Genomic DNA, 18,850 nt, shown 5'->3' with positions numbered 1-18,850 from the left:
CCACTTACTGACTCACGTTGCTAACCATTTTACGCAGGACTCTCCCGATGCTTCGAGACACATTGAACTCCACCGGCCTGCTGGTCCTCCGCGTTCTTTTCGGCTTGTTGATGCTGGTGCATGGCTGGCAGAAGCTGTCGGGTTTCGGCGAGCTGGCCGAGGTCTTTCCCGACCCGATCGGCATCGGCAGCCGGCTGAGCCTGATCCTGGCGATCGGAGCCGAATTCGGTTGCTCGCTGCTGTTGATCATCGGACTGGCCACGCGTCTGGCCACGATCCCGCTGGCTTTCACGATGCTGGTCGCTGGATTGGTAGTCCACAGTGACGATCCGTGGCAGAAGAAAGAACTCGCCTTCTGCTACCTGACCGTCTACATCGTGCTGCTGCTGACCGGTCCGGGCAAATTCTCGCTGGATCATCTGCTGGCCAACCGAAAGTCCAAGACCCCAGCCGAGTAAGTGGCAAGGTGGCATAGGCTTCCAGCCTGTGAATGGCACTCACAGGCTGGAAGCCTATGCCACAAAACGCGGTCCAAATTCTGGCGAATTCAGCTACGAGCGACGACGCTCTACGCCAGCACGTCCTTGACGACGTGGGCCTCTTCGACGCCGGTCAAGCGAAAATCCAAGCCCTGGAACTTGTAGCTGAAGCGGCGGTGATCGATGCCCAGCATGTGCAGCATGGTGGCGTGGAAGTCGCGGACGTGCACCCGGTTTTCCACGGCGTTGTAGCCGAATTCATCGGTGGCACCGTAAGCGGTTCCAGCTCGCACTCCGCCGCCGGCCATCCACAGCGAAAAGCCTTTGATGTGGTGATCGCGGCCGCTGCCCTGGGCCATCGGCGTGCGGCCGAATTCGCCGCCCCAAACCACCAACGTCTCTTCCAGCATACCGCGTTGCTTCAGATCCTGCAGCAGCGCGGCCGTGCCCTGGTCGACCAGTTTGGCCGTGGTGGTGATGCCCTTTTTAATTCCTCCGTGGTGATCCCAACCACGGTGGTACAGCTGGATAAATCGCACGCCGCGTTCGGCCAACCGCCGCGCCAACAAGCAGTTGCTGGCGAAGGAACCGTCGCCGGGCGTGCATCCATACATCTCGACCACATGCTGGGGCTCGTCCGACATATCGGTCAATTCCGGAACGGACGTTTGCATCCGAAACGCCATCTCATAAGTCGACAGTTTGGCCGCGATCTCGGGGTCCTGCAATTGTTGCTGGCGAAGCGTATTGATCCGCGCCACCGCGTCCAACACGTGCCGCTGTTGCCGGTGCGTCACCCCCGCGGGATTACTGACGTAGTGCACCGGATCGCCCGCCGCGTTCAACTGGACGCCCTGATACTGGCTGGGCAGGAACCCCGAATGCCACTGTCGCGAGCTGATCGGTTGGCTCTGCCCGCCGCCCTCGCTGGTCAGGACGATGAAGCCGGGCAGGTTCTCCGTTTCGGCGCCCAGGCCATACAACACCCAGGCCCCCATCGACGGCCGGCCGCTGATCGCCGTGCCGGTGTTGAAGAAAGTATGAGCCGGATCGTGGTTGATCTGTTCGGTGTGCATCGACCGGATCACGCACAGCGAGTCGGCGTGAGCGGCGGTGTGCGGCAGCACATCGCACATCATCAAGCCGCTGTCACCGCGGGGGCGGAAGGGATGCTGCGGCCCCATGACCTTCAATTCTCTGCCCTGCAACTGGGCGATCGGCTGGCCGGCGGTCATCGATTCGGGCATCGCCTGGCCGTTGAGCTTTTCCAGGGTCGGCTTGTAGTCGAACGTCTCCAGATGACTGGGACCGCCCGCCATACACAGATGGATCACGCGTTTGATCCGCGGCCGGTGATGCAGCGAAGCGATGACGCCGCTCGAGGCATCGGTTCCGCTCGCGGCACCGGATGCGTTAGCGGAGTGGCCGTGCAGCAGCGTCCCCAGGGCGATCGATCCGATGCCGGTGCTGCGCAGGAACGTGCGTCGCGAAAGAGCTTGTTTTGACGGAAGTTCGGACTTGGCGTTCATGATGCGTTCAATAGCGGGTAATGGTTTCGTGCAGGTTCAGCAGCACGCGCGCGACGGCCGTCCAGGCGGCGACTTCGGCCGCCTCCAGATCGGATGGAGTGGGCGATTGGCCGGTGGCCAGCAATTGCTCGGCCGCTTCAGGGCTCTGCTCGTAGACGTCCCGCTGCTGCGCATAAACCTCCGCCAGAACGGCCACGATTTCGTCGGACGGTTCCTGGGCCAGGACGCTCTGGTAGGCCCACCGCAGGCGTCGGTCTCGGTCCTCGCCGCCCTCGCGCAGGATGCGGACGGCAAAACCGCGTGCCGCTTCGACAAAGGTCGGATCGTTCAACAGCGTCAAGGCCTGCAGCGGCGTATTGCTGCGCGGCCGAAGCGCCGTGCACTCTTCGCGGCTAGGCGCATCGAAGGCTTTCAACATCGGATGCAGGAACGTCCGCTGCCAGTGCGTGTACAAGCCACGGCGGTACTGCTTCGGGCCGGTGTCGGCCTGGTAGGTACGACGCGGGAAGTTCAGCTGGGCGTAGTAGCCGGCGGGCTGGTACGGTCGCACGCTGGGGCCGCCGACCTGTTCGACCAGTAATCCGCCGGTCGCCAACGCGGTGTCGCGAATGAATTCGGCATCCAAACGGAAACGTCCCTGCCGGGCGAACAGGTCGTTGTAGGGATCCGCCTCGATCAACTCCGGCGTCGGCGTCGAGCTGCGCCGGTAAGCGTCGCTGTGCACGATCAATCGCAGCAGGTGTTTGATGTCCCAGCCCGATTCGATGAATTCCACCGCGAGGGCGTCCAGCAGATCTGGATGCGAGGGGTACGTGCCCTGACCGCCGAAATCATCCACGCTGGTGCAGATCCCGCGGCCGAACAGCAAGCTCCACAGGCGATTGACCATCGTCCGCGCGACCAGCGGGTGCTCGGGATCCGCCAGCCACTCGGCCAGATCTAGCCGCGTCGCTCGGCGACCTGCGACATCCAATTGCCCCAGGAACTCGGGCACCGCCGGCTGGACGATGTCGCCCGAGTCGTCCATCCAGTTGCCGCGTGGCAGGATGCGAATCGTCCGCGGCTTGACCGCTTTACTAATCACGGTGGTCGCCACCGATGCTTTCGTTTGTTCCAGCCGCCGCTGCCGTTGATCGATCTGCTGGTTAATCTCGGCCAGCGGCGCCGCAGTGGCCAAATAATAGTCCTCGACGGCTTGCCGTTGTTCGGCCGACCACTGATCGGCATCGACCGCCAACGCGTCGGTAACGATCCGTGGCGGTGGAGCGTGCCAGCCGGCGCGATCCCACCAGACGCGGCCGCCGAACTGAGTGAACGCCATCCCGTCCGCGACGAACGTTTTTCCCCCTCCGGCCGCAGGATCGTCGTCGGTCGCCAAGCCGACGTCTGCCGCGTCGACTTCCAAGCGGATCCACTGGCCTGTGTCCGGCAAATCGCCCATCCGCCGGTACCCCGTCCAGCTATCTTTGCGACGACCATACTCGATTTGGTCGCCACCCCAGACCGCTCGGTGCTCCCAACTGGGTTCCTTGCCGTCACCGCCGTGCAACTGCAACATGATGGCTTGCGGCGGATCGTCGGGATCCAGATACACCCAAACGTAGAACTTGGTTTGCCGCGAAACCGTGACCGGAGCGTCGGCGTCGATGAAGTAATGTTGAACCAGGTCGCCGCTGGCCTGTTGCCGCGACCGCTGGCCGTGCTGGACCGGACCGTCGGCGGCTTCGACGAAGTTCCATGCTCCGCTGTAGGTGCGGCCCTCGGGCTGGACGTCGTCGATCCAAACCGCTTCGGACGTCGGCGGAGGTTGCCAGGAGGACAAATCCGCCAGCAGCCGTTCGCGCAGCGTTTGTCGCTCGGAGTGCAACCGCTGGAGTTCCGCTTGATGCTGGTCGATCTGGCGTTGTTGCTCGGCCGTCGGCACGGGCATCACCGGGGGGCGATGGCCACGACCGGAGTAGACGCCGCGTTCCTCGAGATCGGCGAAGAAGGCGCCAAAGGCGTAGAAGTCCTTGGCCGTGAACGGGTCATATTTATGGTCGTGGCACTGCGCACAGCCCAGCGTGGAACCGAGGAAAACTTGCGAGACGTTGCGGACGCGATCGGCGAAATAAATCGCCAGGTATTCCTTGGCTTGGGAACCGCCCTCCTCGGTCGTTTGGTTCAAGCGGTTGTAGCCGCTGGCGACCAATTGATCGGTCGTCGGATCGGGCAGCAGGTCGCCGGCCAATTGTTCGCGGATGAAACGGTCGTAGGGCAGGTTGTCGTTGAACGCCCGGATCACGTAATCGCGATAGGGCCACTGGCTGATTTCCTGGTCTCCGTGATAGCCCACCGTATCGGCATAGCGAACGAGGTCCAACCAGTAACTGGCCATCCGCTCGCCATAACGCGGCGATTCGAGCAAGCGGTCAACCAACTGGCTGTAGGCCAGCGGCGAAGGGTCGGCAACAAAGGCTTCCACTTCGGCCACGGTCGGGGGCATTCCGGTCAGGTCCAAGGACAGCCGGCGGATCAGCGTCGCCGGATCCGCCGCCGGCACCGCCGCCACCTGTTCCTGCTGCAACCGCTTCGACACGAAGTGATCGACCAAGTTCGGCGAAAGGTTTTCCGGCGCCGGCCGCAATGGCGCATACGCCCAGTGCGCTTCGTACTCCGCGCCCTGTTGGACCCACTGTCGCAGCCGCTGCCGTTCGGTCGCGGTCAGCGGCTTGTGCACATCCGGTGGCGGCATCCGCAAGTCGTCGTCTTCGGCAAAGATCCTCGCGACCAATTCGCTGGCCTCGGCGTCGCCCGGCAAGATCGCTCCCGACTCCAGGGCGGCTTCGCGCTGGTCCAGCCGCAGATCGGCCGCGGCGTGCTGGGCGTCGGGACCGTGACAGGCAAAGCACTTGTCGGACAGGATCGGACGAATATCGCGATTAAAACGCAGCGGTTCGGTCGCCGTGGCAACGCTGGACGCCAGCATCAGCAGGCCGGCAAGGGAGCGAGCAAACTTCATGATCAGCATTCACGGGGAAGGTTTGGCGGGTGCCACCATTGTACGCGCCGCTTCGGATCGATGCGCGGTTCCGGTTCGCGACCCCGCTGGCATGCGGTTTGCTTCATGCCGTTTGCTTCATGCCGTTTGCTTCATGCCGTTTGCTTGAGGTTGCCCGGCCAAGCGGAGCAAGGGGCGGGTCCGAGTCGGTCGGATGCGCCGCGCCGGTCCGATGCGCTGCGCCGGCGAACTGCCCGAGCTGGCAAACCGTTCTGGGGCAAACCGTTCTGGGGCTGACTTCAAATCGTTCCTGTCGCGTCCCGGTTGCCTGGGCTTTTCTTCCAGCTCTACCAATTGTTCAGTATGTTTGCTTGTCCGCGTTTGCTCTTCGTCGCTTCGTTCTGCTTCTCTGTCGCCGGCGTCGCGACCGCTCAGTCCATCCCCAGCACCTCCCAGTCCGAACCGGCCGGGGGGCGTCCTCAATCGACCCAGGTGGACTTCTTCACACTGCTAGAATCCGGCGGCGACGCGTTCCTGGGTTGGTTCGAACAGGAACAGGACGAGCCCACGGTCGACGCCCCCAAGTGGAATTCGACCGAAAGTCCTCGTCATACCGTGTTGACTTTCGTCGAAGCGATGAACCACGTAGCCCAAGGCCGGCGGGAACCACTCGACCGTGCGCTGCGGACCTTTGCAGACCAGGATCTGGAAGACGCCGAACAGACGGCCTTCGACCTGCTGCACGTCTTCGACCGCCTGCCCGAGCTCAGCCCCGGCACCATTCCGGGTCCGGACCACGTCCGGCACGCGAACATCCGGCGTTATGAACTGTTTCCCCGCGGGATCGATCACCGCTGGGCTTACCAAGCGCTGTCGGCCCCGCCCAAGGGCAGCATCGTACTGATCCAGCAGAACGGCCGGTGGGAGTTCGACGCAGCGACGCTCCGCGGCGCATCGGACTTACTGGAAAGCGTCCAGTCGATACCGCCGCGGCCGCGCATCGATCAGAAAGGCCAGCTGTTCGCCAGCGTCATGGAACCCACCTTTTCCGAGACATCCTTTCTGGACTGGCTGTGGTTCTGCTTGTTCGGTGCCGCGGGCATCGCGATCGCCTATGGGGCTTACAAGGCGATCCTCCGGCTGAAACGCAAGCGAGCCCGCGGCGGCGACGTGATGATCGGTTCGATGCTGGACGGTTTGCTGTGGCCGACGATGGTCATTGCGGTGACCCTGGGCTTCGCCATCGGTTCCACGCGATTAAATTTTCATCCCGGGCTATCGGGGCTGCGTTGGAATTGTATCGAGGTGGCCTTTGTCGTTGCCGGCGTCATGGTCGTGGTGGCGTTGCTGGAATTGTTGGTACTGGGGATGCGAAGATCCCTGTTCGACAACGAAGATCCGTACGCCCAAATGGTCTCGCTGGTCATCCGCCGATCGCTGCGCATTTTGGCCGGAGCAATTCTGTTGCTGTTCGTTTTCCAAAACATTTTCCAGTGGAACATCACGGCGATGTTGGGCGGCCTGGGCATCCTCGCCCTGGCGCTGTCGCTGGCGGCCAAGGACGCGGTCAAGAACCTGTTTGGTGCCGCCACCATCTTCGCCAACCGACCCTTTATCAATGGCGACTGGGTGCGGTTCGATGGCGAACTGGGACAAGTCGACGACGTCAGTTTGCAGGTCACCAAGATCCGTTTGCTGTCCGGCGACGTGATGTGGGTGCCGAACATGAAGTTCATCGACGAGACCGTGGAAAACCTTTCGATGCGCAAGTACCTGCGTCGCGTGATGGACATCGCCATCACCTACGACACGCCGGCCGAAAAGGTCGAGGAAGCCATGGATATCCTGAAAGACATTCTCACCAGCGACGCGGTCGCCGGCGATGGCAACTGCGACCTGGACGAACACCCGCCGCAAGTTTGGTTCGACAAGTTCGGTTCCCACTACTTGAACCTGCGAGCGGACTACTGGTACCTGATGGACGCCGACGAAAATAAAATCCAACGCGACAGCCAACGCGGTTGGTTCAGCTACCTCGATCATGCCACGATCGTCAACCACGAAGTGCTGCGTCGCTTCAACCGCGCCGGCATCGACTTCGCCTTCCCCACGCAAACGATCAAACTGGAGCGTGCCAACCAGGATTAATATGCATCCTTTGAAGCGTGAAGCGATTTGCGAAAAGTGGTCACGAGGCGGCTTTGAAAACGATACGGGTTCCAGGCCACCGCGATCGTGCGTTGCGGTTTGGTGCCGGCAAACGAGCGATACACGCGCTGCTCGCTCTGGTCCACCCGCCTGGCCATCTCAGGCACCAAAGACACGCCGTGACGCAGCGAAACCAATTCCTGGACCATCGCCAGTTGACTGGTCCTTTCCACGGCCACCGGCTGGAATCCGCCGCGGCGACAAAACGACACGACGCTGTCGGTTAAACAGTGCGCCTCGTCCAACAAGACGAAGGGGTACTCGACGATGTCCTGAATGCGGATTTTGGCTTTGCCAACCAGACTATGGTCGCTTGGCAAGACCAACAGCAGTTCCTCATCGAACAACGGCTCGACTTCCAAATGCTTCGCCGGCAGGGGCAGGGCCATGATCGCCAAGTCCAGTTCGCCCTGCTGGCAGGCTTTCAGCAGAGCGTCGGTCGTGTTTTCCTGGACCACGACTCGGGCCTGCGGATGCGACTGTGTGAATCGCTGCAAGACCGCCGGCAGGTAGTACGGTGCGACCGTGGGAATCGCCCCGACGCGCACCGTCCCGGTGCGACCGTCATCGGTGATCTCCGCTTTGGTGTCTTCCAGGATCCGCAGCACCTGCGCCGCGCGCGATTGCAGCAGCGTGCCGGCCTCGGTCAACGTCGCCTGCCGTGTGCCGCGTTCGAGCACCGGCTGGCCCAGCTCTTCCTCCAGCCGCTGAATCGAACGGCTGAGCGCCGGCTGCGAAACCAGCAGTTCCTCGGCCGCCCGCGTGAAATTGCCGCGCTCGGCGACTTTTAAAAAATACCGCAGTTGATCCAGCTCCATCGCTTTGTCTCCCGGTCCTCGTACGCTCGCCCCCACGTTCGCTGCGTTTCGACGCCACGCAAGCATGCACGCAACGCATAGAAACAATCAAAACAATGCACTGGAATCATAGCAGTCAGCTCCGATAATGGGAACAGAAACGGCGGGAACAGCCCGCTCTTCCTTCTTCGTCTGCTTTCTCTGAGGAACCACTTATGCGTTGTTCATTCCCTTTCTTTTTAGGCGTCCTGGCGTCGGCCCTTACCGGCACCGCGACGGTTCGAGCCCAATCGCCGGCGGCCGAACCCCCGGCAAGCGCGACCAGCTCGCCGGCGGGCCATGCTTCCGGCAACGGCGGCGCGGCGGCGTGTCCGGTCATCGGACACGGTGGCGAAACGGTCACCACGATGGACAGCCAGCCCTACGTTCGCGCTGGCAATCACAAATGGTGGCCCAATCAGTTGGACCTCCAAGTCCTGCACCAGAACTCGCCCCAAAGCAATCCGCTGGGCGAATCTTTCGATTATGCCGAGGCCTTCGGCACGATCGATTTGACGGAGTTGAAGCGGGACGTGATGGAAGTGATGACCACGTCTCAGGACTGGTGGCCGGCGGATTACGGACACTACGGGCCCCTGTTCATTCGGATGGCATGGCACAGCGCTGGCACGTACCGCGTGACCGATGGTCGCGGGGGCGCTTCCGATGGCACCCAACGTTTCGCTCCGCTGAACAGCTGGCCCGACAACGCCAACCTCGACAAAGCTCGACGATTGCTTTGGCCGGTCAAACAGAAGTACGGTCAGAAGATCTCCTGGGCCGACTTGATGGTCTTTGCCGGCAACTGTGCGCTGGAGTCGATGGGATTTGAACCCATGGGGTTTGCGGGCGGCCGCGAAGACGTCTGGGAACCGCAGCTGGACGTCTACTGGGGTCCCGAGAATGAATGGTTGGGCTCGGAGCGTTACAGCGGCGATCGCGAACTGGAGCGTCCGTTGGCGGCCGTGCAGATGGGGTTGATCTACGTCAACCCGGAAGGCCCGAACGGCAAACCCGATCCGTTGGCCGCGGCCCAGGACATCCGCGAAACGTTTGGTCGGATGGCGATGAACGATGAGGAAACCGTCGCCCTGATCGCCGGCGGACACACCTTCGGTAAAGCCCACGGAGCGGCCGCTCCGGAAGGCCACGTCGGCCCGGAACCCGAGGCCGCGGCGATCGAGCAACAGGGACTGGGCTGGCAGAACAGCTACGGCACGGGCAACGCTGGCGACACGATCACCAGCGGTCTGGAGGGTGCCTGGACTTCTACGCCGGCCCAGTGGAGCCACGGATACTTTGCGAACCTGTTCGAGTACGACTGGGAATTGACCAAGTCACCGGCGGGGGCTTGGCAGTGGAAGCCCACCAATGGCGAAGGCGCCGGGACCGTTCCGGACGCTCACGACGACACCAAGTCCCACGCCCCGATGATGTTCACGACCGACCTCGCCCTGCGCATGGATCCGGCCTATGAAAAGATCTCGCGGCGGTTTTACGAGAACCCCGAACAATTCGAGCAGGCCTTCGCCAAGGCTTGGTACAAGTTAACGCATCGCGACATGGGACCCCACGCCCGCTTGCTGGGGCCCTGGGTCGCCGAACCGCAACTGTGGCAGGACCCGGTTCCGGCGGTGGACCATCCGTTGGTCGATCGGGCCGACGTCGCCGAACTGAAACAGCGGATCTTGGCTTCCGATCTGTCGGTTTCCCAGCTCGTGACAACCGCTTGGGCCTCGGCGTCGACGTTCCGCGGCAGTGACCTGCGTGGCGGAGCCAACGGCGGGCGGATCCGGCTCGCACCGCAAAAGGATTGGCCCGTCAACCAACCGCAGCAATTGGCCCACGTGCTGGACCGCTTGGAAGCGATCCAACAGCAGTTCAATGCCGCCCAAAGCGACGGCAAGCGGGTTTCGCTGGCGGACTTGATCGTCCTGGGCGGAGCGGCGGCGATCGAACGGGCGGCCGCAACCGCCGGGCACGATGTCGACGTTCCCTTTACACCGGGACGGACCGATGCGACGGCCGAACAGACCGATGTCGAATCCTTTGCGTTCTTGGAACCCAAGAGCGATGGCTTTCGCAATCATTTCAATAAGGACGATCCTCGCCAAGCCGAAGAGCAGTTGGTCGACCGTGCCAGCTTGTTGACGCTGTCGGCACCGGAGATGACCGCCTTGGTCGGTGGCCTGCGGGTGTTGGGTGTCAGCAGTCAGTTCCCCGACTTGGGCGTGTTGACCGAACGGCGAGAAGCTTTGTCGAACGACTTCTTCGTGAACCTGTTGGACATGCAGACGCAGTGGCGGCCCTCGCCGATGTGCGACCACTTCTACGAAGGCGTCGACCGCGACACCGGCCAGGTGAAGTGGACGGCTTCGAGAGTGGACTTGGTGTTCGGGTCGCATTCCCAGCTGCGAGCCATCGCCGAGGTGTATGCCTCGGGCGACGGCGAGCGACGGTTCGTGGACGATTTTGTCGACGCGTGGCACAAGGTGATGACGCTGGATCGCTTCGACGGCTGACAAAATATCGTAGGATGGCAACGAGTGATCTCATGGACGAGGCGCGGCGTGCTGGTAGGATGGTGGAGGAAGTTCACCGTATCCACCCCAAAGGGAAACCAGCATGCCGATGCCTTGCCACCGCCTGATCTTAGTTGCCATCTTGGCGATTGCGGCAGGCCCCGCGTCTGCCGCAGCGCCGCAGCGGCCCAATGTGCTGATGATTCTGGTCGACGACCTGAAGCCGGCCTTGGGCTGCTACGGCGACACCACGGCCCAAACGCCGAACCTGGATGCGTTGGCCGCCCGCGGCATGCGTTTCGATCGCGCCTACTGCAACCAAGCGGTTTGTGCCCCGTCGCGCTTCACGCTGATGCTCGGTGCGCACTCCACCTCGACCGGGCTGTACGGCCTGGGCAGCCAACTGCGGCAAGTGATCCCCGAGGCGGTGACGCTGCCACAGTACTTTGCTCGCCACGGTGGTTACCGAACCGAATCGCTGGGCAAAGTGTTTCATATCGGTCACGGCAACCACGGTGATCCCGAATCCTTCCAGGTGCCCCACTACCATGACAAGGTGATCGAGTACCTCGACCCGGCCAGCACCGACGGCGGCAAACTCACTCGTGAAGAGGCGTACTTTACGAACCAAAAACTCGGACAGATCCGATCCCTGCCTCGCGGAGCGGCCTTTGAATCACCGGTCGCCGAGGATACGGATTACGCCGACGGAAGAGTGGCCGCCGAAACCGTTCGTCGCTTAGAAGCCGCCGCCCAGCGACGCGAGGCCGAAGGCACGCCCTTCTTCATCGTCGCGGGTTTCGCTCGCCCGCATCTGCCTTTCAGCGTTCCGCAGCGTTACTGGGACCTCTACGATCCGGCTACGTTGCCGATGCCCGAAGTGGAAACCCTGCCGGAAAAAGCCCCTCCTGTGGCCGGCAAACGGGGCGGCGAAATCAGCAACTACGCTCCCGTGCCCACCGGCCCTGATGCCGAATTCAGCGAGGACCTAAAGCGGCAACTGATCCACGGCTATTACGCCAGTACCAGTTACGTCGATGCCCAGATCGGCAAAGTCCTCAACGCACTCGATTCGCTACAGCTATCCGACCAGACCATCGTCGTGCTGTGGGGCGACCACGGCTTCCATCTGGGCGATCTGGGGATCTGGACCAAGCACACCAATTACGAACAAGCCAACCGCATTCCGTTGCTCTTGGTCGCCCCTGGCGTGACTCGCTCCGGTTCCTCTTCGCAGCAGCCTGCCGAGAGCGTCGACGTTTATCCGACGCTGGCGGAACTGGCCGGACTGCCCCAACCCGACGTCCCGCAAGGAATCGACGGCGTCAGTCTGGTACCGGTCCTCAAGGATCCCACGACCCGGGTTCGCGACCATGCCTACCACGCCTACCCGAAAGCCAAACTGGGCCGCGCCATTCGCACCGAGCGTTATCGCCTGGTCCAGTGGTCGCCCTGGAACGGCGACGAGGAAGGTATTCGGTACGAGCTGTACGATTACCAGGCCGACCCGCTGGAACGCCGCAATCTGGCCGCAGATCAGCCGCAGGTGGTACAGCGATTGAAGACAATCCTCGATCGCTATCCCGATCCGCTGCCTCGCGACCGCCGATAAGCGGCCGAAATGATCAAGTAAAATGCCCGCAGACCCACCTCTCTGGAGCGCCTCATGAAATCGCAAGCAATTTTAATTTTCGCCACCCTGGCAAGCCTCGTCATAACGGCCGCCACCGGATCCGCTCAGTCGATCGTCGACCAGTGGCAGTACACGCTTCGCCGCCCCGGCGGCGATTGGCAACAGCCGGGCTTCGAAGCCGCCGGATGGAAGCAGGGTTCTGGCGGCTTTGGAACTCGGGATACGCCGGGAGCTCGCGTGGGCACGACCTGGGCGACCAACAGCATCTGGCTGCGCAAAACCTTTGCGCTCGACGCGGTTCCAGATCATCCCGCCCTGTTGGTCCACCATGACGAAGACGCCCAGATCTGGCTGAACGGTAAACGTGTCGCCAATTTGAAGGGTTTCACGACCGAATACATCGTCGTGCCGCTGGAGGATGCCGACCGGGCGGCGCTGCGGCGCGGCGAAAACCTCCTGGCCGTGCACTGCCGTCAAACCGGCGGCGGCCAATTCATCGACGTCCACCTGGTCGATGCCGACAACGTGCCAGCCCTTCCCGAACCGCAGCGCAGCACGCGTCCTTTTATCTCGGACCTGATCACCGAGTGGGGCGAATCGGTCACGCCGGAAAACGCCTGGACCGAGTACCCGCGTCCGCAGCTCAAGCGAGACAACTGGACCAACCTGAACGGCTTGTGGGATTACGCCATCACCGCGCGCGACCAGCAGGAAGCACCGCAGAACTGGGATGGCCAGATCCTGGTCCCGTTCAGCCTGGAATCCAAGCTCGGTGGCGTCCAGCGGCTGCTCGATCCGACCGAAACCCTGTGGTACCGGCGGACGTTCACCGCGCCAAAGTCGCCCGAACAACGGACGATCCTGAACTTCGAAGCGGTCGACTACCGCTGCGAAGCCTTCGTCAACGGCCGCTCGGTCGGCTCGCACACCGGCGGCAACACCCCGTTTGCCTTCGATATCACCGACGCCCTCGAGGAGGGCGAGAACCGCTTGATCGTTCGCGTCGACGACGATACCGAAGAGTACCAACTGCGGGGCAAACAGACGCTGAACCCACGCGGCATCTGGTACACTCAGGTCTCGGGCATCTGGCAGACGGTTTGGCTGGAGCAGGTCCCCAAGGTCCACGCGCGGCATGTGATCATCCACACGTGGCTCGACGGCACGGTCCACGTTCGTGTCGATGCGGCCGGTGCCGAGGCAGCCGGTGCCGAGGCAGCCGGTGCCGAGGCGTCGAATCTGAAACTGCAAGCCGTCGTGCGTCACGGTGACGAAGAGGTAGTTCGCGCCACGGGCACCGGAACCGAACTGACGCTGCGTGTGCCCGATCCCCAGCTGTGGAGCCCCGACTCGCCAACCCTGTACGACCTGCAGCTGCGTGTTGGCGACGACGCCGTGCAGAGCTACTTCGGCATCCGCGAAGTCGGCAAGGTCCAGGACGCGGACGGGCATTGGCGGTTCACTCTGAACGGCCAGCCAATCTTTCACTGGGGACCGCTGGACCAGGGCTGGTGGCCTGATGGGCTGCTGACGCCGCCCTCGGACGAAGGCATGCTGTTCGATATCCAGTGGCTGAAACAAGCCGGATTCAACATGATTCGCAAACACATCAAGGTCGAACCGCGTCGTTACTACTACCACTGCGACCGCCTCGGCATGATGGTCTGGCAGGACCAGGTCAGCGGCGGCGAAAGCCGTCAGAAGGGTTGGCCCGAGTGGACGCGGCTGCGTCCGAATCCGGTCGACGCTGTGTGGCCAGCGGAACAACACGAACAGTTCATGGCGGAACTGGAAGAGATGATCCACCACCTGGAAAGCCACCCTTCGATCGTCGTCTGGGTGCCGTTTAACGAAGCCTGGGGACAGCATCAAACGGTCGAAGTTGGCAAATGGACCGAGCAGCGGGATCCGTCGCGGCTGGTCAACATTGCCAGCGGCGGGAATTTTTGGCCGGTCGGCGACATCGTCGACCACCACCAGTACCCGCATCCCGGATTCCCCTTCGACCTGAACCACAATGGCCGCTTCGATGACTACATCAAGGTCATTGGCGAATTCGGCGGCCACGGCTACCCGGTCCGCGAACACCTGTGGGATGCGGATCGCCGCAATTGGGGGTATGGCGACCTGCCGCAAACCGAGGCCGAGTACAAACAGCGGTACGTGCAATCGCTGGAGATGATCCACGAGCTGCAGTCGCGCGGCATCGCGGCCGGCGTGTACACCCAGACCACGGACGTCGAAGGCGAGATCAACGGCCTGATGACCTACGATCGCAAGGTAATCAAGATTCCCGCCAAAGAACTGGCGACCCTGCACCAGCGGTTGTTTGCCGAGTAGTGCGAGCGGGTTTGGGGTTAGGGGGATTGCAGAGCAGCACGCCCCCTTCCGTATTTCGATGCGGTGTGCGGTTTGGAAATCGCACGCAAACAGTCACCCCGTTGCACCGGAGCCCCCTCACCCCCGGCCCCTCTCCCACCACTGCTTCACTCGCTGACGCTCGCGGCGCCGCGGGGGAGAGGGGAGAAAACGTTGTATTCTATCGCTCCGATCACGCTATACTCTAGCTGCTTTAACGCCCCGTGATTGCCTGTCCCGCCCTTGGCTGGAGTTCCGCTCGTGTCCGCTGACGCAACGATTTTCGAAGGCTGTATCCCCGCGCTGATGACGCCCTGCGACGCCCGTGGCAATCCCAACTTCGACGCCTTGGTCGCCAAGGGTCGCGAGTTGATTGATTTGGGCATGCGGGGCGTGGTCTACTGTGGTTCGATGGGCGATTGGCCGCTGCTGTCCGACGCCCAGCGTCAGGACGGCGTGCGGCGGTTGGTCGAGGCGGACGTGCCGGTCGTCGTCGGCACCGGTGCTCAGAACACGTCCCTGGCGGTCGCCCATGCCGCGCATGCTCGCCAGGTTGGCGCGGCCGGGTTGATGGTCATCCCGCGAGTGCTGTCCCGGGGCATTTCCACGCCCGCCCAGCGCGCTCATTTCGTGGCCATCCTCGAAGCGGGTGGCGAGATTCCCGCGGTGATCTACAACAGCCCTTACTATGGCTTCGAAACCAAAGCCGATCTGTTCTTTGAACTGCGTCGCGACTTTCCCAGCCTGGTCGGGTTCAAAGAGTTCGGCGGCGCCGAGGCATTGACCTACGCGGCCGAACATATCACCAGCGGCAATCCGGAACTGGCTTTGATGGCCGGCGTCGATACCCAGGTCTACCACGGAATCGTGAACTGCGGAGCCGTGGGCGCGATCACCGGCGTGGGCAACGCCCTGCCCGGACCGGTGCTGCGGCTGGTCCAGCTGTGTCAGAAGGCCGCCGACGGCTGCCCGGATTCCCGACGCTTGGCTGCCGAATTGAACGACGCCCTGGCCGTGTTGTCGAAGTACGACGAAGGTCCCGACCTGGTGCTGTACTACAAACACTTGATGGTCCTGGAAGGCCATCCGGAATACGAACATCACTTCAACGCCAGCGACCGCCTGAGCGATTCGCAGAAGGCGTTTTTGGAAGCCCAGTGGCGGATGTTTCGCAAGTGGTGGGACGCGTGGCCCGGGAAAGCCTGATGCCTACGCCGACCGCGGGAATTCACATCGTCGATTCGCACACCGGCGGCGAACCGACGCGGCTGGTCGTCGACGGCGGACCGGACCTGGGATCGGGTTCGCTGGCCCAGCGACTGATTCGGCTGCGCGAGACGGCGGACGATTTGCGGCAGACCGTGGTCAACGAGCCACGGGGCTGGGACGCGATCGTCGGGGCGTTGCTGTGCGAGTCGACGGACCCCCACTGTGCGGCCGGCGTAATCTTTTTTAACAACACCGGTTACTTGGGGATGTGCGGCCACGGCGCTATCGGCGTTGCCGTGTCGTTGCATTACCTTGGCCGCGTCCCGCTGGGCCGCGTGAAACTGGAAACGCCCGTCGGTCCCATCGAAGTGACACTCCAGTCCGCCAACGAAGTGACGATCGAAAACGTGCCCAGTTACCGCTGGCGAAGCGACGTCACGGTCAACGTCGAGGAGCTAGGACCGGTTACCGGCGACGTCGCCTGGGGTGGCAACTGGTTCTTCTTGGTTCAGGACAGCCCGGTCGAAGTGGTCCGCACCAACATCGCCGCCCTGACCGACGCGGCTTGGCGGGTCCGCCGCGCGCTCGCGGCCGAAGGCGTGACCGGCCGAGGCGGGATCGAGATCGATCATATCGAGTTCTTTGCACCGGCGACGACCGGCGTAGCGAACAGCCGCAATTTTGTGCTCTGTCCGGGTGGTGCTTACGATCGTTCGCCCTGCGGTACGGGAACGAGTGCGAAAATCGCCTGCCTGGCCGCCGATGGTAAACTTGGGCCGGGCGAAACCTGGGTCCAGGAAAGCATTATCGGCAGCCGCTTTGCCGCCAGTTACCACTTGGTCGATTGGACGGACCCGGCCAGCGTCATCAATGTTCCGACCACACTGGACGAGCAGGGCGTACCGGTTGTCATTCCCCGGATCACGGGGCAAGCTTTTATCAGTGGCGAAGGGTTTCTGGTACAACAACCGGAAGATCCATTCCGCTGTGGGGTGCGTTGCTGAGCTGATTGAGCCGCAGGCATTTTTCCACTCAATGGAAGCGAAAGGACCATCAAGGATGTCAGACGCCGAGCAAATGATCGCCAACCAAACCGCCGACGAAAGTTACGTGGGTGTGTTTGATCTGTTCAAAATCGGCATCGACCCCTCCAGTTCGCATTCGGTCGGCCCGATGCGAGCCGCACACCGCTACGTGGCGATGGTCAACACTTCGTTTCGCTCGATCGGGTGATCCCCGTGATACGTCGCACCGGTGCGGACATGTCGTCTCGGTACAAGGAAACCTCGCAGGGTGGCCTGGCCGTTAACTTTATTGAGTGTTAGTCGTGCGGATCCGCCGCGCCGGAAAGTCTTGCATCCCAGGAGGACCTTTTGTTTCCCTTGCATGGACACCATCTGATCGGATCGCAGCGATCGCGAAAGGGCGACGAACCGTTCCAGGCGTTCGATCCTACTACGCAACTGACCTTGCCGACCGAGTTCGTTGATGCGACTCGCGACGAAGTAGGCCGGGCCCTGGAACTGGCTGATAAAGCGTATCCGGTGTTGGTCGAATCGTCGCCGGAAACCCGCGCCCGGCTGCTCGAGAAAATCGCCGATGGACTGGAGCAGAGCGGCGACGAGTTGCTGCAGTATTGCCACGAGGAGACGGCCCTGCCCATGCCGCGTTTGACGGCCGAACGCGCTCGCACCGTGTACCAAACCCGCTTGATTGCGGCGATGCTGCGCGAAGGCAGCTGGGTGGACGCCAAAATCGATCACGGTGATCCAACCCGCCATCCGCAGCCCAAACCGGACGTGCGCAGCATGTTAACCGGCATCGGACCGGTGGTGGTGATGGGCGCCAGCAACTTTCCGCTGGCGATCTCGGTGATCGGCACCGACACGACGACCGCGCTGGCGGCCGGCTGTCCGGTCGTGGTCAAGGGGCACCCGGCGCATCCCGGGACGTGCGAGTTGTTGGCAGGAATCGCCGCCCGGGCTGTCCAGGCCAGCGGCTTGCCGGCCGGGGTGTTTTCGCTGCTGCAGGGACGTTCGCACGAGGTAGGTCAGGCCTTGGTGGAACATCCGGCGACCGCCGCGGTCGCTTTTACCGGATCGCAGGCCGGCGGTCGCGCCCTGTTCGACATCGCGGCCGGACGTCCAAATCCCATTCCCGTCTACGCAGAAACCGAAAGCATCAATCCGGTTTTCGTCTTACCACAGGCGCTGCAGCAACGCGGTGAAGCGATCGCCGAGGCTTACGTCGCTTCGGTTTCGATGGGCTGCGGCCAGTTGTGCACCAAACCGGCCGTGCTGCTGCTGCCTCCGGGCGAAGCGGCGAGTCAGTTGATCGATGCGGTGCGACGAGCACTCGGTTCCGTTCTGCCGGGCAACTTCCTGCACGCCGGGATCGCGGCGGCGTTTTCTCACAACGTCGCCCAGATCCGTCAACTGGACGGCATTGAGTTTCTTGCTCCGGAGACGGATGCCCAGAATTTCATGGAATCCGACGCGGCGCTGCCGGCGGGCCCCGCCGATCCGCCACAGGTTCTGATCGGCGTCGCGGACTTCGAGACCGTCCGTCGCGAAGCGCAACTGCGTCGCGAGATCTTTGGCCCCTTCTCGATGATCATCCGCTGCGAAAGTTTGTCGCAACTGGAGCAAGCCGCCGCGTGGTTCGACGGCCAGTTGAGTGCGACCCTGCACGGCACCGAAGCAGATCTAAGCGACCACCGTCCGCTGGTGGCCGCGCTGCGTCGCAAGGCCGGCCGCTTGGTCGTGAACGGGTTTCCCACGGGCGTGGAGGTGTGTCATGCAATCCATCACGGCGGTCCCTATCCGGCGACGACCCATTCGCATTTTACCTCGATCGGCCCGGCCGCCATCAAACGGTTCGTCCGCCCGATCTGCTTCCAGGACTTTCCCGATGCCGCGTTGCCCGAAGCCCTACAGGAAACCAACCCGCACGGGTTGATGCGTCTGGTCGATGGAACATTGACCCGCACCTGAACCGCCCCCCCAGCCGACGGCGCGAGCCGCGGGTCTCCTAGCCACGAGGTTCTCCGCCGCGGCAACCGTGAGCCACCGTTTAGGGTGCGGACCTGCGAACCGC

12 protein-coding genes and 1 pseudogene are annotated in these 18,850 nt (G+C 62.7%); 10 read left to right on the top strand and 3 right to left on the bottom strand.

The window, feature by feature from the left end; genetic code table 11:
- Nucleotides 1-47: 47 nt before the first annotated feature.
- Nucleotides 48-458, top strand: a complete 411-nt coding sequence (locus tag GE027_RS16610) for a DoxX family protein (protein ID WP_153558336.1) — start codon at nucleotides 48-50, stop codon at nucleotides 456-458.
- A gap of 110 nt (nucleotides 459-568) precedes the next feature.
- Here GE027_RS16610 and GE027_RS16605 read toward each other — a convergent pair whose 3' ends face one another.
- A complete protein-coding gene (locus GE027_RS16605; protein WP_153558335.1) occupies nucleotides 569-2,008 on the bottom strand; it encodes a DUF1501 domain-containing protein in 1,440 nt (479 codons plus the stop codon).
- Nucleotides 2,009-2,015: 7 nt separating this feature from the next.
- Nucleotides 2,016-5,009, bottom strand: a complete 2,994-nt coding sequence (locus GE027_RS16600) for a DUF1553 domain-containing protein (RefSeq protein ID WP_237607594.1) — start codon at nucleotides 5,007-5,009, stop codon at nucleotides 2,016-2,018.
- Nucleotides 5,010-5,351: 342 nt separating this feature from the next.
- On the opposite strand from GE027_RS16600, the gene GE027_RS16595 reads away from it, so the two are divergent.
- Nucleotides 5,352-7,136, top strand: a complete 1,785-nt coding sequence (locus tag GE027_RS16595) for a mechanosensitive ion channel family protein (protein WP_153558333.1) — start codon at nucleotides 5,352-5,354, stop codon at nucleotides 7,134-7,136.
- Here GE027_RS16595 and GE027_RS16590 read toward each other — a convergent pair.
- The gene (locus tag GE027_RS16590; RefSeq protein WP_153558332.1) at nucleotides 7,133-8,014 is read right to left on the bottom strand and encodes a LysR family transcriptional regulator; all 882 of its coding nucleotides are present in this window, start codon (nucleotides 8,012-8,014) and stop codon (nucleotides 7,133-7,135) included. The genes GE027_RS16595 and GE027_RS16590 overlap by 4 nt on opposite strands.
- Nucleotides 8,015-8,208: 194 nt before the next feature.
- On the opposite strand from GE027_RS16590, the gene katG reads away from it, so the two are divergent.
- From katG to GE027_RS16550, 8 genes and pseudogenes are all read left to right on the top strand, one after another.
- Nucleotides 8,209-10,554: a catalase/peroxidase HPI gene (katG, locus tag GE027_RS16585; RefSeq protein ID WP_153558331.1), complete on the top strand. Its 2,346-nt coding sequence runs from the start codon at nucleotides 8,209-8,211 to the stop codon at nucleotides 10,552-10,554.
- Between the two features lie 103 nt (nucleotides 10,555-10,657).
- Nucleotides 10,658-12,166, top strand: coding sequence for a sulfatase (locus GE027_RS16580; protein ID WP_153558330.1), 1,509 nt, complete (start codon nucleotides 10,658-10,660; stop codon nucleotides 12,164-12,166).
- A gap of 54 nt (nucleotides 12,167-12,220) precedes the next feature.
- Nucleotides 12,221-14,527 (top strand): glycoside hydrolase family 2 protein, encoded by a 2,307-nt coding sequence (locus GE027_RS16575; protein WP_153558329.1) that lies wholly within the window; start codon nucleotides 12,221-12,223, stop codon nucleotides 14,525-14,527.
- A gap of 279 nt (nucleotides 14,528-14,806) precedes the next feature.
- Nucleotides 14,807-15,751, top strand: coding sequence for a dihydrodipicolinate synthase family protein (locus GE027_RS16570; protein WP_153558328.1), 945 nt, complete (start codon nucleotides 14,807-14,809; stop codon nucleotides 15,749-15,751).
- The gene (locus GE027_RS16565; RefSeq protein WP_237607592.1) at nucleotides 15,751-16,758 is read left to right on the top strand and encodes a proline racemase family protein; all 1,008 of its coding nucleotides are present in this window, start codon (nucleotides 15,751-15,753) and stop codon (nucleotides 16,756-16,758) included. The genes GE027_RS16570 and GE027_RS16565 overlap by 1 nt, the downstream gene beginning before the upstream one ends.
- A gap of 31 nt (nucleotides 16,759-16,789) precedes the next feature.
- Complete coding sequence (locus tag GE027_RS16560; protein WP_153558327.1) at nucleotides 16,790-16,987, top strand: serine dehydratase beta chain; 198 nt, start codon at nucleotides 16,790-16,792, stop codon at nucleotides 16,985-16,987.
- Nucleotides 16,927-17,079, top strand: a pseudogene (locus GE027_RS23680) (L-serine ammonia-lyase, iron-sulfur-dependent, subunit alpha); the annotation flags it as partial. The gene GE027_RS16560 and the pseudogene GE027_RS23680, both read left to right, overlap by 61 nt.
- Nucleotides 17,080-17,127: 48 nt before the next feature.
- Nucleotides 17,128-18,747, top strand: a complete 1,620-nt coding sequence (locus GE027_RS16550) for an aldehyde dehydrogenase (NADP(+)) (RefSeq protein WP_153558326.1) — start codon at nucleotides 17,128-17,130, stop codon at nucleotides 18,745-18,747.
- Nucleotides 18,748-18,850: the final 103 nt, after the last annotated feature.

The sequence above is a fragment of the Roseimaritima sediminicola genome, assembly GCF_009618275.1.
Classification (GTDB): domain Bacteria; phylum Planctomycetota; class Planctomycetia; order Pirellulales; family Pirellulaceae; genus Roseimaritima; species Roseimaritima sediminicola.
The sequence above is the reverse complement of the archived record's forward strand: the minus strand, read 5'-3'. Positions and strand labels throughout refer to the sequence as shown.